17 protein-coding genes are annotated in these 15,023 nt (G+C 35.4%); 5 read left to right on the forward strand and 12 right to left on the reverse strand.

The window, feature by feature from the left end; all coding sequences use genetic code 11:
- Positions 1 to 67: 67 nt before the first annotated feature.
- The 12 genes from DRF60_RS18435 to tilS all read right to left on the reverse strand — a co-directional run bounded on the left by DRF60_RS18435 (position 68) and on the right by tilS (position 11,264).
- Positions 68 to 1,603 (reverse strand): T9SS type A sorting domain-containing protein, encoded by a 1,536-nt coding sequence (locus tag DRF60_RS18435; RefSeq protein WP_116014233.1) that lies wholly within the window; start codon positions 1,601 to 1,603, stop codon positions 68 to 70.
- 145 nt (positions 1,604 to 1,748) lie between these two features.
- Positions 1,749 to 3,824, reverse strand: coding sequence for a protein-disulfide reductase DsbD family protein (locus DRF60_RS18440; protein WP_116014236.1), 2,076 nt, complete (start codon positions 3,822 to 3,824; stop codon positions 1,749 to 1,751).
- 51 nt (positions 3,825 to 3,875) lie between these two features.
- Positions 3,876 to 4,928, reverse strand: a complete 1,053-nt coding sequence (locus DRF60_RS18445; protein WP_116014238.1) for an ATP-grasp domain-containing protein — start codon at positions 4,926 to 4,928, stop codon at positions 3,876 to 3,878.
- On the reverse strand, positions 4,903 to 5,613 hold the full coding sequence (locus tag DRF60_RS18450; protein WP_116014241.1) for an NRDE family protein: 711 nt from the start codon (positions 5,611 to 5,613) through the stop codon (positions 4,903 to 4,905). The genes DRF60_RS18445 and DRF60_RS18450 overlap by 26 nt, the downstream gene beginning before the upstream one ends.
- Positions 5,614 to 6,123 carry a hypothetical protein gene (locus DRF60_RS18455; protein ID WP_051884457.1) on the reverse strand — a complete coding sequence of 170 codons (510 nt, stop codon included), beginning with the start codon at positions 6,121 to 6,123 and terminating at the stop codon, positions 5,614 to 5,616.
- Positions 6,120 to 6,485, reverse strand: coding sequence for a DoxX family protein (locus DRF60_RS18460; RefSeq protein WP_116014315.1), 366 nt, complete (start codon positions 6,483 to 6,485; stop codon positions 6,120 to 6,122). The genes DRF60_RS18455 and DRF60_RS18460 overlap by 4 nt, the downstream gene beginning before the upstream one ends.
- A 10-nt stretch (positions 6,486 to 6,495) precedes the next feature.
- Positions 6,496 to 6,924, reverse strand: coding sequence for a DM13 domain-containing protein (locus tag DRF60_RS18465; protein ID WP_116014244.1), 429 nt, complete (start codon positions 6,922 to 6,924; stop codon positions 6,496 to 6,498).
- 45 nt (positions 6,925 to 6,969) lie between these two features.
- Complete coding sequence (locus tag DRF60_RS18470) at positions 6,970 to 7,884, reverse strand: hypothetical protein (protein ID WP_116014247.1); 915 nt, start codon at positions 7,882 to 7,884, stop codon at positions 6,970 to 6,972.
- Positions 7,885 to 7,906: 22 nt separating this feature from the next.
- Positions 7,907 to 8,353, reverse strand: a complete 447-nt coding sequence (locus tag DRF60_RS18475; protein WP_116014250.1) for a YHS domain-containing (seleno)protein — start codon at positions 8,351 to 8,353, stop codon at positions 7,907 to 7,909.
- A 1-nt stretch (position 8,354) separates the two neighbouring features.
- Positions 8,355 to 9,317: a redoxin domain-containing protein gene (locus tag DRF60_RS18480; protein WP_116014253.1), complete on the reverse strand. Its 963-nt coding sequence runs from the start codon at positions 9,315 to 9,317 to the stop codon at positions 8,355 to 8,357.
- An 88-nt stretch (positions 9,318 to 9,405) separates the two neighbouring features.
- Positions 9,406 to 9,960, reverse strand: a complete 555-nt coding sequence (locus DRF60_RS18485; protein ID WP_116014256.1) for an RNA polymerase sigma factor — start codon at positions 9,958 to 9,960, stop codon at positions 9,406 to 9,408.
- Entirely contained in the window at positions 9,957 to 11,264 is a 1,308-nt protein-coding gene (gene tilS, locus DRF60_RS18490; RefSeq protein WP_116014259.1) for a tRNA lysidine(34) synthetase TilS, read from the reverse strand. The genes DRF60_RS18485 and tilS overlap by 4 nt, the downstream gene beginning before the upstream one ends.
- Before the next feature lie 87 nt (positions 11,265 to 11,351).
- Here tilS and DRF60_RS18495 point away from each other — a divergent pair, with 87 nt between their 5' ends.
- From DRF60_RS18495 to DRF60_RS18515, 5 genes are all read left to right on the forward strand, one after another.
- Positions 11,352 to 12,185 carry an OmpA family protein gene (locus tag DRF60_RS18495; RefSeq protein WP_116014262.1) on the forward strand — a complete coding sequence of 278 codons (834 nt, stop codon included), beginning with the start codon at positions 11,352 to 11,354 and terminating at the stop codon, positions 12,183 to 12,185.
- 518 nt (positions 12,186 to 12,703) lie between these two features.
- Positions 12,704 to 12,856, forward strand: coding sequence for a CCPGW family putative bacteriocin (locus tag DRF60_RS18500; RefSeq protein WP_116014264.1), 153 nt, complete (start codon positions 12,704 to 12,706; stop codon positions 12,854 to 12,856).
- Positions 12,857 to 13,056: 200 nt separating this feature from the next.
- Positions 13,057 to 13,704 (forward strand): O-methyltransferase, encoded by a 648-nt coding sequence (locus tag DRF60_RS18505; RefSeq protein WP_116014267.1) that lies wholly within the window; start codon positions 13,057 to 13,059, stop codon positions 13,702 to 13,704.
- 88 nt (positions 13,705 to 13,792) lie between these two features.
- Positions 13,793 to 14,509 (forward strand): C40 family peptidase, encoded by a 717-nt coding sequence (locus DRF60_RS18510; protein ID WP_116014270.1) that lies wholly within the window; start codon positions 13,793 to 13,795, stop codon positions 14,507 to 14,509.
- Positions 14,510 to 14,535: 26 nt separating this feature from the next.
- Entirely contained in the window at positions 14,536 to 15,003 is a 468-nt protein-coding gene (locus tag DRF60_RS18515) for a DUF1648 domain-containing protein (protein WP_116014273.1), read from the forward strand.
- Positions 15,004 to 15,023 lie beyond the last annotated feature (20 nt).

Consider the following 15,023-nt stretch of genomic DNA (forward strand, 5'->3'; position numbering starts at 1 on the left):
TTGACATAGAAAAGCCTTATGGGGTTTTATATTCGCAAGGCTTTATGAGTTTTTAAGAGGGTGATTATTATTTGTTTATGAGTAATTTCTCAGATAGAATAATCTTTCCCTGGTTTTCTACTTGAATAATGTAGGTTCCGTTTATGAATTGAGCAATATTTATAGAAACTTTTATATTATTATACTTTTCAGAGAATAATTTTCTTCCGGAAAGATCTGTAATGCTGATAGTGGATTCCGTAGGAAGATGATCTACATAAACAAGTTCTTTTGCAGGGTTGGGATAAAATGAAAGCGAATTGGATTTGCTTGCTTCTGATGTTCCCAGTGTTAAAGAACTTCCCAATTTCACTACCCAGTAATCTACCTTTCCATTGTTGCTAGTAAGATCGCCATCAGATGAGGCTGAATATCCGCCAATGATTAATCCTCCGTCTCCTGTCTCCTGTATACTTACTGGTTCATCTCTGGCGCTACCTCCCAATGTCTTTTCCCATAGAAGAGTACCTGTGCTATTTAATTTTATTATCCAATAATTAGTACCGTGAATGTTAAATCCTGAATATTGATTAGAATACCCCGCAACGGCATATCCTCCGTCTGTGGTCTGCTGAACACTCATGGCAACGTCTTCATTACTTGTTCCGAAAGATTTTTGCCACTGCATATTTCCCGAGGAATCCATTTTAACAACCCAATAATCACTATCTCCATGATTTCCGGTTACATCGCCGTCTGTAGAATTACTGGTTCCAACGGCTATGTACCCTCCGTCGGTAGTTTGTTTAATATCCATGGAATAATCATTACCGCTTCCACCTAAGGCTTTCTTCCATTGAATATTTCCGGAAGAATCTAGTTTTATTACCCAATAGTCGTCATTGCCATGTCCTCCGATTGCATCTCCATCGTTGGATCCTAACCACCCAGTAATAATATATCCGTTATCTGTAGTTTGCTGAATAGTTTTCAGATATTCATAACCGCTTCCACCTATAGATTTCTGCCACTGTATATTACCTAAAGAGTTTAATTTTAGTATCCAAAAGTCGTTGCTGTGATTGCCTATTACATCTTCATCAGGAGCTCCTGCAGTTCCTGCAGCAACATATCCACCATCTGTAGTTTGGGCAACACTTAATCCTTGATCTTCCTGGCTGCTCCCATAAGTTTTTTGCCATTGTATATTTCCTGAGGGATCTAGTTTTATTACCCAGTAATCACTCATCCCTTTATTTTCGGTCACATCACCATCTAAAGAAGATGTGGATCCTACAATGATATATCCTCCATCTGTAGTTTGCTTAATACTTGAGCCTTTGTCATCGCTGCTGCCCCCTAGGGATTTTTGCCATTGTACAGTACCTGAGGCGTCCATTTTTACTACCCAACAATCTTCTCCGCCATGACTTCCGGTCACATCATTATCAGCAGAGTTTGAAAATCCAATGGTGATATAACCTCCATCTGTGGTTTTTTGTATTTCCCGGGCATAATCAAATTCACTTCCGCCTACGGTTTTTTGCCACTGAATAGCAGGGGCCTGGGCATAAAGAGTTAGAGAGCAGCCTAAGGCTGCCAGAATGTAAAATAATTTTTTCATTTGTATTTATTTGAAATTTTGTCGAATCTACGAAAAATTACTCTTTTTATTCAATAAATTAGTAAATGCCATCATGTTTCTAATAGGTGTACAAAAAAGCCTTACCAAAATAAATTGATAAGGCTCATTATGTTTAGATTAAATCTTACTTCGTTGTCTTGTAATAATTAACCCCGCATTCTAAGAATTTTTTGAAATCTTCTTTCGGCATATATCCGGATACAGGCGTATTGATTACTTTTCCGTCCGGTGTTATCAAAACGTAGTGAGGTTGGGAATTGTTGTTGAAATTCACCTGCTGGAATAAGCTCCAACGGTCACCAATCGTTTTTACCTTTTTTACCTGTCCTTCTCCAAGATCTATTTTTGTTTTCTGATCTTCAGGAAGCTCTTCCTTATCATCTACGTATAGAGATGCTAATACAACATCGTTCTGTAAAATCGGAAGGATATCCGGCTCGCTCCATACGAATTCCTCCATTTTTCGGCAATTTTCGCAGCCATAACCTGTGAAGTCAATCAAAATTGGTTTGTTTTCCTTTTTAGCCAGTTCAATAGCTTTAAAGAAATCATGCTCGGGATGCATTCCCAGAATTCCGTCTTTTTCATCATGAAGATAACTTACGTTCAAAGGAGGCAGAATTCCGCTTAACAGCTGTAGTTTTGGACGTTCTGCCGGAATTAATCCCTGGATCAGATAGATCACAAAACCTATTCCCAAAGCGCCTAATATCTTTCTTGTAATAGAAATCTTCGGTTTTTTATCATCGTGCGGAAATCTTATCAATCCAAATAAATAAAGGGCCAGTCCCAATGCAATGACTATCCAGATAGCAATGAAAAGTTCTCTTTTTAATAAGAAAGTCTTTGAAACTAAATCCGCTTTGGATAAGAATTTTAAAGCTAAAGCCAATTCTACAAAACCAAGAACTACTTTCACGGTATTCATCCATCCGCCGGATTTTGGAAGACTTTGTAAAGCCTGTGGGAATAAAGCCAGCAATCCAAAAACAATGGCCCATGCAAGTCCGAATCCTGCCAGCGCAAAGGTAAGCAGCATAGGAACGTTGGTAGATCCCGTCACTGCGCTTCCCAGTAGACTTCCCAGGATAGGTCCGGTACATGAAAAAGAAACAATAACCAGCGTGAGTGCCATAAAGAAAATCCCGATGATTCCTCCTGCTTCTTCTGCTTTTGAAGATTTATTGGCAATAGAGCTCGGTAATGTGATATCATAATATCCGAAGAAACTTCCTGCGAAGAAAATGAATATGATAAAGAAGGCAATATTCAGCCATACGCTTGTAGATATTTCATTGAAAATATTCCCGGCAATTCCATCGATCAGATGGAAAGGAAGACTCAGAAGGACAAAGATCAGAAGGATGAAAAATCCATAGATCATAGCATCTCTTTTACCTTTTGCCTTATTCTTATTTCCTTTTGTAAAGAAAGAAACCGTCAGAGGGATCATAGGGAAAACACATGGTGTCAGCAAAGCAATTAGACCACCTACAAATCCTAAGAATAAATAAGTCCAGTAATTTTCTCCGATTTCTTCCACGGCTGTTCCGCAGTCCGTCAAAGGTTTTTGGAAATCTATTGTTGCTATTTTCAACTGTTTCGGATCCAGTTTTGAAGTTTCTGTAACCACTACTTCTCCCTGTTCAGGAGCTGTAGCAACCGTTTCTATAGTTTTTACCGAATCTTTTATGGTTTCAGTTTTTTCTTCTACCGTTTCTTCAGTAGCTCCTTTTGGGGTTATTTTCTGATTGAATTCTAAAGTATTCGGGGCCAGACAAACCCTGTCATCACAGGTCTGATAAGTAATTTCAGAAGTAACGTCAGCAGGTTTTGTAGGGTCTTTTAATTTAAACTTCTGTTTGAAACCAGCAGAATTGGAATAAAAAACAATCGTCCCTCCAAAAGCTTCTGAAAATTCCTCGTGTTTTTTGCCGACTTCAGTAAACTTTCCGATCAGTTCAATATTTTTCCCTGAAACCTTATATTCAGTAGGAATTCCTGTGTCTTCAGGAAGATCTTTGGAATAAATATGCCAGCCGCTTTCCATCGTAGCATTTAAAACCGCTTCATATTGGTTGTTCCCTAAATCGTTTACAGTGAACTTAAACTTTACAGGGTTCTTGATCTGTGCCGAAAATCCGAGAGTAAGAAAAAAGAAAAGGAGAAACGAAATTTTATAAATCGAAGAGAATCGCATATTTTTATTTTAAGTAAATACTGTTATACAAAAGTAATTGTTTTTTACACACTAATCAACCGAAGAAATCTTCCTCAGCTTTTTTTCTATAGCCAGATTATTTTTTAAAGCTAAAAATCCCTCTTTTATTTCCAAATAAGGAAAACCTGTTTCGTGATTTTTCCTGCTGATTTCCGCCATTATTTTCCAGTGTTTGGTGATTTCTTTCCATGCAAAAAATAAGGAATGTTTTGGGTCATACATATGAGTTGGCTCACTTTTAGCACCGTTTATCTCTATGATTTTGAAATTTTTGCCCTTTTGTAACAGCTCTAAATTTTCAAACATCACATCCAGCCTTCCGAAATAAAAGCCATTTACTTTGGTGCAGATTTCATTTATTTTTTGCTCTAATTTTTCTGTAACATCAGTTGAAATGTCTATAAATTTAGCTCCTCTGGTATGGCTTCCAAACGGAATTAAAACAATTTCCTGGTTTTCAGGAACTATTTTTTTCATTTCATTCCCCATTTTTTGTTCTATAGCTTTGATTTGAAAAGCGCTTCTAGGATTTTCCATTACCAGTTCTCTCAAGTTTTTTTTGCCGTTTCCTTTTACAGAAAGAAATTCCTTTTTCACCATTCCGGTAATTTTTCCTTTTTTCTCGTCTGGAAAACGATGGTAAAAAATGCCAACTTCATTCCGGTAATTTATTTTTTCCTGAATTAAAAAATCACAATCATTATTGTTTTGATACCGTTCTAATTCATTTAAATCTTCGAGCTGAACAACACCTAAACCTTTCAATCCAATGTTTGGTTTTACAATAACAGGGAAGTTGATCGTTTGTGATGTTAGTTCAGATAAAATTTCCTGAAATGAAGTTTCTGAGGAAGCAAAAATGGTTTTCGGAATCCAGTTTTCGGGAATCAAATCATAGATTTCTTTTTTGCTTTCCATTGCCATTCCGCCATATTTTATGGAAGGATTTGCACCATGGAAAAACAAGAGCGTTCTTGCTTTCCAGGCACAGTAGAGCCAAACCGGAAAAAGTGGTAAATAAATGGAAAAAGTTGACCAGTATTCCCAATGTGCAAGTTTATGAAGGCGATGTTTGAGTTTCATTTTTAAGGGAAATTTTTTCAGGTTTTGAAAATGGATTAAGTAGGTTGTGATGTTTCAATGTGATTTTACCAGAAATAACGAGCTGTGTTGTACTGATGGTTTGTATCGTGTTTTTTCTTTTTATAGTAATTCCGTTCTCCAGATCATCGGTTTTTTGATGGTGGAAATCCCAGATCGTTTTTTCAGAAATCGTCTTGTTTTTCAGAAATTCTTTAAAAATTTGTTTTCTTTTTTCTGTTGCAGTTTTATCATACAAAGTAGCGGAAGACCAAATGTATGGACGATTTAAATCTAATATTTTAAAATGTTTTTCCGAACCATCCCAATGGAATTCTGCCAATTGATTTTCCTGAAAAACAACCAAAGTGAAAGGTTCAATGTTTTGCAAATCAATTAGTTGTAATGCGTTGGAGATGTTTTCTTTCTCCATTAAATCTAAAACAATGATTCCTCGGCTTTTTCGATATTCTGCTTCTCTTTGATGATTTTCGAAAGCTCCGTTTAATAAAATTAGAGCATTCCCATTTTCTGAAACCGCAAACCAAGTTCCTTTTTTTGTGGCATCTTTCGGATAAAAGATGTGATTTTCATTGTGAATTTCCTGTGCAGAGCGATTGGGTTTTTCGTCTCTGTTGGAAGTCAGAATGATTTTGTCTTTCAGCGGAAAATACGTTACAGTACACATTTAGTTTAGGTTTTGAGTTTCTCTGTATTGAATAGTTGAAGGTGCAACCCCGAAATTTTTGTTGAGTAAATGACTCATTTTAATCTCGTTAAAAGCCACTTTTATCAATGCCTGATGATGAATGCAATGCTCGATGTTGTACAAAAGTTCCCGAAAGAAATTGGTGGGGATTTCCAAAGAAACATTTCCCACGGTCTGATGCATCATCAAATTTTTGTTTGGCAAGTTGATGTTGGCAAGTATTTCGGAAATAGCCTGTATCGCTTTTTCAGGATTTTTTTCTAATTCCAGATTTCTTTGTCTTTCGTCATAATTAATTTGATTAGTATCATAAGTGTTCAGTAAAATTTCCAAGAACTCAATAATATGTCTCGTATGACCACCAATAGTAGAACCGTCCAGTGAAGGAATATTGTGGGTGTACATTTTTGCTGAAACTTTTCTAAGTAAATTCTGTTGTTCGGTAAGAATCTCGTGTAAGATGGCATAAACCGATTCGTCCTTATTCATACTTTACTTTTTTTAAATTTAAATAAAAGAATCACACAGAAAACAAGAACGGTAAAAGCAAGATAAAATAATTTTCCACCATCGTTATTGGTTTCAATTCCTAGAATGAAAATGTGTGAAGTTATAGCTCCAATCATCGTAAAAAATCCTAAAAAGGCTCCCCAAAAAGTAGTTTTCGGATTCAGAATTAAAACTGCCGTGATGAGTTCCAAAATACCTGAAAAGATCCGTCCAAAAGGTTCTGCATGAAGCTTAGAAAAAATAGCGACAGAATCCGGATGAGCCGTAAATTTGAAGAATAAAGTTTGCAGCAAAATGATAGCGGGAAGTAATCTTAATGCCCAATTGATAAAGTTTTTCATATTTGTATAATTATAATTTTTCAAGTAAGGCATAAGAAAATAAATGATTGTACTGTTGGCAATGAACAACTGCGTATTTGTACTCATCAAAGTTTACCGGGCTTGTGAAAGTATAGGCTTGTCCGCCGTTTACAGATTTCAGTTTTCCTAACGAAACAAATTGTGAAGGTTGCTGTTCTTTGCTGACATAAACATACAAATCCGGACCATTGCTAATTGTGAAACCATCATTAAGAACCAAAGTATAAGTTCCTTCTTTTTGATAAATTTCAGCTTTTCCGTTGACGTTATTTCCATAAGGTCCCTGCATAAAGTTTCCGGAATATTTTAACGTAGCGTTTTCCGGAGCCATTTCCATTAAATCTTCTGTTGCGGTATTTTCTCGGATGCAGGAAACCAAAAGAAGGGCTGTAATGAAGGTAATGATCATTGTTTTCATAACTTCTGATGTTTTTATTTGTGATAAATTTTCTGATTGAGGGTATTAAAACTTTATTCTGTATTCTACATTGGCGATGAAGCTTCTCGTCAATCCATCGGGTCTGGATTTTCTCACAAGAAAAGGAACACCCATATTAAGCTGAATGCCATTTCTTCGGTTGATTTCGTAGTCCAGATAAACATTTCCGTTCAGCGTAAGTCCTTCTGAGTTTTTAATCTCTTGTTCTACATTGTTTTGGTTAGTAAATCGATCGTTTTTCAGGTGATAAATCGGCAAAATGCTTGGGGTAAGTCTTATTTTTGAATTAATCATTAGAGGATAAGAAACTCTCAGCAAAACATCACCGCTTCTTTGGAATTTATTGGTGGATAAAAATCCTCTCAACTCCGAACTTGCAGGATATTGTGAAGCCAGAAACTGATTGTCATTATGTGTTAACGGCTGTTGAAGAGCGGCAACCAACTGTATTTTTTTAATTTCATATCCAATTCCTAGAATCAGGTCAAAAGTTCCCAGACTGGACTGATAATCCATTGGTAACGGTAAATTGTTATTGGAGTTTCCTGCGTCTGACAAAGGAATTTTTGCACCCAAAGTAAACTTCAAACTGTTACCGGCTTTATAATTGGCATTCAGAAAAAGATCGGAAAGTCCGAAAGTGGAAATATTATTTCCGTTTTGTGCCAAAGTGGTCAATTTTGCATCAATGCCAAATTTATCTCCGATTTGTCTGTTGTATTCTACGTAATTTCCAAAAACAGAAATCGAATTATATGCTTTGCCAAAGAAAATCCCTGTCTTGATTTGATTACGATAAGTTTTTACGCTGTCATTATTATTTGGCTGAAAGCTGTTAACTGTACAAAAACCAGCATCACTGCATCCTTGTGCAAATAAATAGTTGCTTTGCAGAAATAGTAAAAATGCTGTTCCCAAGGAAATTTTAAAGGGTTTCATAATTTTAATTTTTTGATGGGGATTAATTGGTCAGTTTTTTCCAGTTTTGGTCTGCGCTTTTTTTCAGTTTTTCCTCGTTCTTATTCCAGGAAGAGAGGGTATTGTTGAAAAATTTATTGTAGAACAAATGAGTTTTTCCACCGATTATTTTAAAAGTTGTAGGATTGATTTCCACTTTTTCACCATAATCTCCAAGTGCAAAAGCACACCAACCACCGTAAACAGGTTCGTATTTGGCGGGATCTTTTTTCAGAAGTTCTTTATTTTTTTCCGAAGAAGTGTAATAAATAGCTCCGTTTACATTGACTGCCAATTCTTTTTTACCTTTTACCGCTTTTTTCTGTTCGATGTAAGAAACAGGATCATAGCCCTGAATTGCCAGTTTGTTTTCTAAATTTCGGTGTTCGTTTTTTTGAGCAGGTGCAGAAAACGAAACCCAAAAAGTCAGGATGATTATTATATTTTTCATATTAAAGTTGTTTTAAAATATCTTCCAAAGAAGCTCTTTCTTTATAGTCGGGATTGAAATGTCTCCAGATTATTTTTTGATTTTCGTCTAAAATGTAGGTGGCAGAAACCGGCAGTCTCCCAGACTCATCGGAACGGCTTTTTCTGAAATCGTCTCCCAAATGTTTTTCGTAGAAATCAAGCGTTTTTTTCTCTGGTGTGTGCAGAACATCAAAAAGTTCTGCAATTCTGTAGTTTTCATCATACAAAATAGAATAGGCAGTTTTGGTTTTGCTGATGGTTTTTTCGATAAACTCAGGTTTTTCGGGAGAAATGATGACCAATCTTGTGTTTTTCGATTGTAATTCCGGAGTAAGATTTTGGAGGCTTTCGATGTATTTATTACAGTACGGACACCATTGCCCACGAATAAAAACCAACACCGTTTTCTTTTTTTCCTGAGACAGCGAAAATGTTTTTTCAAATTGGTCTTTCGCAGTAAAATCAGGAATGGTTTCGCCCACCATTTTGCCTTTTACTTCTTCCAGCGTTTTGTTTTTTTTGTTCGGGTTTCTTTTTTCTAAAACCGACTGTCCGACATTTAAAAATTGTGCAGCGTTGTAATATCCATATTCATACTGCACCAGTTCACCGTTTTGGTCTAAAAAAAGAAAGGAAGGATAATTAACGATTTTGAATTTTTTGGCAAGTTCTGTTCCCTCTTTTTCAGCATCAATATAAAGGCTGATGAAATTTTTATTGAAAAGTTCTCCCAGTTCAGGATTCGGGAATGTATTCTTTTTCATCAGTTTACAGGGTCCGCACCAAGTCGTGTACAAATCAATGAAGATGAGTTTGTTTTCCTGTTGTGCTAGTTTTTTGGCTTCTTCTAAATTTTTAGTTTGAAAATTAATTCCGGTTTTGCTTTGCGCATTGAACGAAATTGCAATTAAAAAGAAGAGTGTATAAATTGTTTTTGTGAACATAAGATAAAGTATTTACTATGAAGTTCCCAAAAACAAAAAAAATCACCCAATGAAAAGGTGATTTTCTATAATGTATTGATAATCAGTTTTAAAAATTATCTTCTTTTTTTATTTTCCGTATTTGTTCTACACATTTATGCTTTTGATTCTGAGCATTGTGTTTGCTGGAATACTTGTATTTTTCCTGTATTTCTCCGATACTTTTATTCTTCATAAAAATATCGTGGATGAGATTCTGGCAGTGAGAAGAGATTTTATTGATATAATCATTGAGTTTGTCCCAATAATCTCTTTCGTTTTCTATGGCTTGGTTAATCTCTTCCTTGTTCTCAAAATAATAGGTTTCGTGAATTTCCACAAAAAAGTTTCGGTTTCTTAGTTTTTTCAGCCACAGATTTTTAGAAATTCCGGTGACATAATTGGCAAGACAAGTGTAGGCTTTGAAATCGTCATCGTACAATTTCTCGTATAAAATAATCAAAGCATCCTGAAAAACATCTTCCGCATCTTCTAAATTCCCTTTGTTTCCAAGAACAAATTTCCTGGTGTACCCGAAATATTTTTGATACAGAACGGCAAAGGCAACATTGCTGTCTTTTTGGAAATTTTCGATAGCTAAAGCGTTTGTCGTTCTTTTGTTCATGTAATGGTCAGAACTTTCTCTGTGTGTTTTGTTGCCATAAATCTTCGGTCCTGCCTGAAAGGAATAATTCCTAAAATGGAATTTTCACGGTCTGTTAAGATCCAAATTTTTGGCCTCGCTAAAATAGATAATTTTTCGTCCCTAAAAAATTTAGAAACTTTCTTTTTGCCTGAAAAACCAGTAGGATAGAACTCGTCACCGTCCTGCTGTTTTCTCAAACGTAATGGAAACTGAAGTTTTGAGGCATCAAAATTCCACTCAAAACTGTTGTTGATTCCGTCAATATTTTCAATCGTGTTTTCCAGACTGATGTACATTTGGGTTTCAGAAAAATCAAAATTTTCAATCAGAAAAATTTCATCTTCGGCTTCCTGCTTTTGACTTTTACTGATGAAAATTAAATCATCGCGGCTGATCATAAGCTGATAATCTTTTGAAAAAAAAGAACTGCCGCTTTGCGCTGCAAAGATTTTGGAAATTTCTTCTTGTTTGTCGAATCCGTATTTCTTTAAAATTTCAAATTGTACGAAAGCACTTTCCTGGCCCAGCTTTTCTTTGGATAAGATTTTGTGCTCAGGGTTAAATACCGTAAGTTTATTTTCGATTTCCCCAATCTGTTTTTCTACAAAATTTCTGGTTTGATTAAGATAAGAAGAACTTTTTTTGAAATTTTCTAAAAAATGTTCATTGGTTTCCAAAAGCTTGGGAACGATCTCATTTCTGATTTTATTTCTTAAATAATCACTTTTTTTGTTGGAAAGATCTTCCCGGAAATCAATTTTATTTTTCTCAGCATATTCATAAATTTCTTTTTTTGAAAAGTTTAGAAGAGGTCGGATCGTATTGTTCTTATGTGTCGGAATTCCACTCAGTCCGCTAATGCCTGAAGCTTTGGAAAGATTAATGATGAAAGTTTCCAGCTGGTCATTCAGATGATGCGCGGTAACAAGAAATTCAAGGTTTTCCTGTTCCTGAACTTTCCTGAAAAAGCAGTAGCGGATTTCCCTTGCCCAAAGCTGAATGGAATTTTCCGGTTTATTGTCTTTTTCTGAAACCTCATACAAATGAAAACGAATATGATTTTTCTCACAAAAACTCTGAACCGTTTTTTGATCCAAATCAGAATCTTCACCCCGAAGTTTATAGTTAATATGAGCTATCTGGAAATTAAGCCTTAAACCCTTAAAAAGAAAGGCCAAAACCATAGAATCGACACCTCCGCTTATAGCCAAAAGATAACTCTGAGTGTCCGGATTTCGGACAAGGGTTTCAAGTTGATTTTTAAAACTTTTTTTTTCCAAAATATATGTTGAAGATTTCTTTTATGCAAAGATAATCCATAAAATTCAATTCAATTTTCCTAACTTTGATTCGTCTAAAAATGATTACATATGAAGATTATTAAAATTTTAGGAGTATCTGCAATGGCGTTGACATTGACATCTTGTGTCACTAAAAAGCAGTATGATGCATTAAGCTCCAACTATAAGCAGTGTATTGAAAATATCGGGGAAAGACAACGAGAAATCCAGGATTTAAAGTCGCAAAATTCTGCCTTGTCAGGTGAGAATAGTCTTTTAAAAAGCCAGCATGATGCTTTGAAATCATCTCTGGATGCTTGTCTCTCAAATACTGGGAAAAGCTCAGCTAATATTGATAAACTGGTGGGGGAAATTAATGCCTCGAATTCATATATCAAACAGCTGATCTCAAACAATGCTAAGAATGACAGTCTGAATATGGCGTTATCCAACAAGCTTAAAAGGTCTCTTGATAATGTAGCGGATGACGATGTACAGGTGAAAGTATTGAAAGGAGTGGTAATGATCTCGCTTTCTGACAAAATGTTATACAAAACGGGAGATTACAACGTACTGCCTGCTGCTCAGGAAGTATTAGGAAAAGTAGCTAAGGTAATCAATGATTATGATAAGTATTCTGTATTGATTGAAGGGAATACAGATAATGCACCTTTAAACTCACCTAATCTGCCAAGAGATAACTGGGATCTTTCTGCATTGAGAGGTACAGCAATAGCGAAGGTTCTTCAGACGCAGTTTGGAGTGGATCCAGCAAGAATTACTGCGGGAGGACGTTCCGAATACAATCCTAAAGCAACCAATATGAGTGTTTCAGGAAGAGCGGAAAACAGAAGAACGGAAATCATCATTATGCCTAAGCTGGATGAATTCATGAAATTAATGGATATTGCTCCTAAGAAGTAATTGAACATACATGCCCATAAAAAATCCCGAAGTCATTCGGGATTTTTTTTTAATCAAATTAATTCTTCTTTTTTCAATAATGAAATAATTCGTTGAAAAAATGAATTGGATATTTCTGTCTTAGTTTTTTTAGACGAAGAATCCGCATTGCCTTTTGGCCTTGCGGTCTTCCGATTCTCAGTGTTAATTAGTTTTCCCCCTGCATTCATTGTTTTTGTCTTAGTGTTTTTACCCCTTGTTCTATGCAAATGTAGAACTTTCTTTCAGGCAAACATATCCGTATTTTTACGGTATTTTGCACCGTGGTTTTCCCGGAATCATGAATTGGCAGATAATTAATATTTCTTTCTTTGCAAGGAAAAGGCAGTCAGTAATGTGTACGCTCATTTAAATAATGTTATTAATTCTATTATTTAGTTTTAAAAAAAATGTTTATATTTAAATCTCTTCAATGAGAAATAAATACAGGAATATCCGAAAATCTTAAAGAGTAGTCAATTAATACTAAACTAAAAAATATGAAAAATTTAAAAAAACTTTCAAGAGGTCAAATGAAAAATGTACATGGTGCAGTTCAAAATTGTAATCCACAAATAATTTGTCGTGTGACGAAAGACTGTTGTCCGGGTTGGGTATGTGGTACACCAGGTGAGTACTGTATAGCTTTGTAATGGAAAAGTAGATATATCCAAAAAAGGAGGAACTCATGTTCCTCCTTTTTTGGATATTCTAGATCCTTATCTAGATTTTAAACCTAGACAATGATGACTTGCAGCTTCTTTTTCCTTCTGTCAGTCACTTAATCTTAATTTTTTTTTGCCCCGGACTCAGGTTATTTAAGTACTTTTGAATAACATAAAAGAATTGCAGTATGAGCTTTTTTGAAGAGAAAAATCCTGAAATGGACAGGTATCTGGAAACACATGCTTCCTCGGAACCTGAAATTCTGAAAAAACTGAGAAGAGAGACCTATCAGAAAACTACACAGCCACATATGATATCAGGATATCAGCAGGGAAGACTCTTAACTATCATTTCCCAAATGATTCAACCGAAAAATGTGCTGGAAATAGGAACTTTTACAGGATATGCCACATTATGTCTGACAGCAGGGCTTGCTAAAGATGGAAAAATTACCACACTGGATGTGAATGAAGACCTTGCTTATCTGCCTAAAAAATATTTTGAAGAAAGTGAATATGCCGGACAGATAGACTTTAAACTTCAGGATGCAAAAGAATTTTTAAGAGATACGGATGAGGTTTTTGATCTTGTCTTTATAGACGCTGATAAAGAAAACTATGCGGAATACTTCAGATTGATCAAGCCCAGAACAAAAACGGGCTCGGTAGTGATGTTTGATAATGTTTTATGGTACGGAAAGGTACTGGAAGAAAATCCGAAACAGAGATCTACACAAGTCATCAAAGAACTCAATGATTTGATTGCAAAAGACGATGATTTTGAAAATCTTATTTTACCTTTGCGTGACGGAGTGAATTTTCTGAGAAGAAAATAGGTAAAAGATTTAAAAATTAAAAATTAAAAGATTTCACGGAATCTAATTCTTTAATCTTTAAATCATTGAATCTTTTAATTTAGAATGAATGAATAAAGGAATTTGTAATGTTACGGTAGCACCGGTTCGTGCAGAGAATTCTGACAAAGCGGAAATTGTTACGGAAATACTGTTTGGAGAAAGCGCTGATATTCTGGAAGTGAGTAAAAACTGGACCAGAATAAAAATGCACTATGACGGTTATGAAGGATGGATGGATACCAAGCAGCTGAAACCTGTAACAGACGAGGAACTGGCAAAAAGAAAAGTTACCGTAGTGACTGAAGATTTTTCTTCAGTGTTAATGAATGACGGAAAGACCCTCCTGTCAATGGGTTCCGAAGTGGAATTTCCTGCTGTGGCTTCAAGAAGAAGTCATGATCTCCGCGAGAGTATAGCTTTAGCTGCCAGGGAATTTCTTAATGTACCTTATTTATGGGGTGGAAAAAGCTTTTTTGCAGTAGACTGTTCCGGTTTTACCCAGCTTGTCTACAAAATTCATGATATTAAATTACCGAGAGACACTTATCAGCAGGCAGAGGTAGGTGAACCTTTGAGTTTTGTGGAAGAGAGTCAGCCCGGTGATTTAGCATTTTTTGAAAATCCTGAAGGTAAAATTATTCATGTAGGAATTATGCTTGAGAATCAGAAGATTATTCATGCCTCAGGAAAGGTGAGAATAGATACGCTGGACTCTACCGGGATCTTCAACAAAGAAATGAATAAGCATACCCATAAGCTGAGAGTAATCAAAAACGTACTTTAGTACTTTAGCCTCAAAATATGGTCTGAATGGAGAATATTATTTTTACAGCTTTTGATATTTTTAATTTCGGATTAGTAGTTTTTTTCTGGTGGTTTACCCTGAAATATTATAAAACACTTCCTGAAAGAATTCCCGTACATTTTGATTTTGACGGAAAGGCCGATAATTTTGGAAACAAGAAATATTCTTTTTTAATTCCGATTATTGGGACGGCTTTATTTTGTTTTTTCGCCTATGCATTAAGACATCTGGAAACCGCTAATTTTCCGGTTGAAATTACAGATAAGAACAGATATGCCCAGTTTCTGATCATGGAAATTTTTATAAGATGGCTGTTTGTGTTAATCATGCTTATTTTTATGAATGGCCAGGATTATATGTTCAGACATTCTTTTGATGAAAATGTAAAGCCAAAAGTACCATTATTTACAGCTATTTTATCAGTGATCGGAAGTTTAATCATCGTTTTTATTTTTGTAGCCATATTCAAATGATATATTCTAAAGATAATTCA

Source organism: Chryseobacterium elymi (genome assembly GCF_003385495.1).
GTDB classification, from domain to species: Bacteria; Bacteroidota; Bacteroidia; order Flavobacteriales; family Weeksellaceae; genus Chryseobacterium; species Chryseobacterium elymi.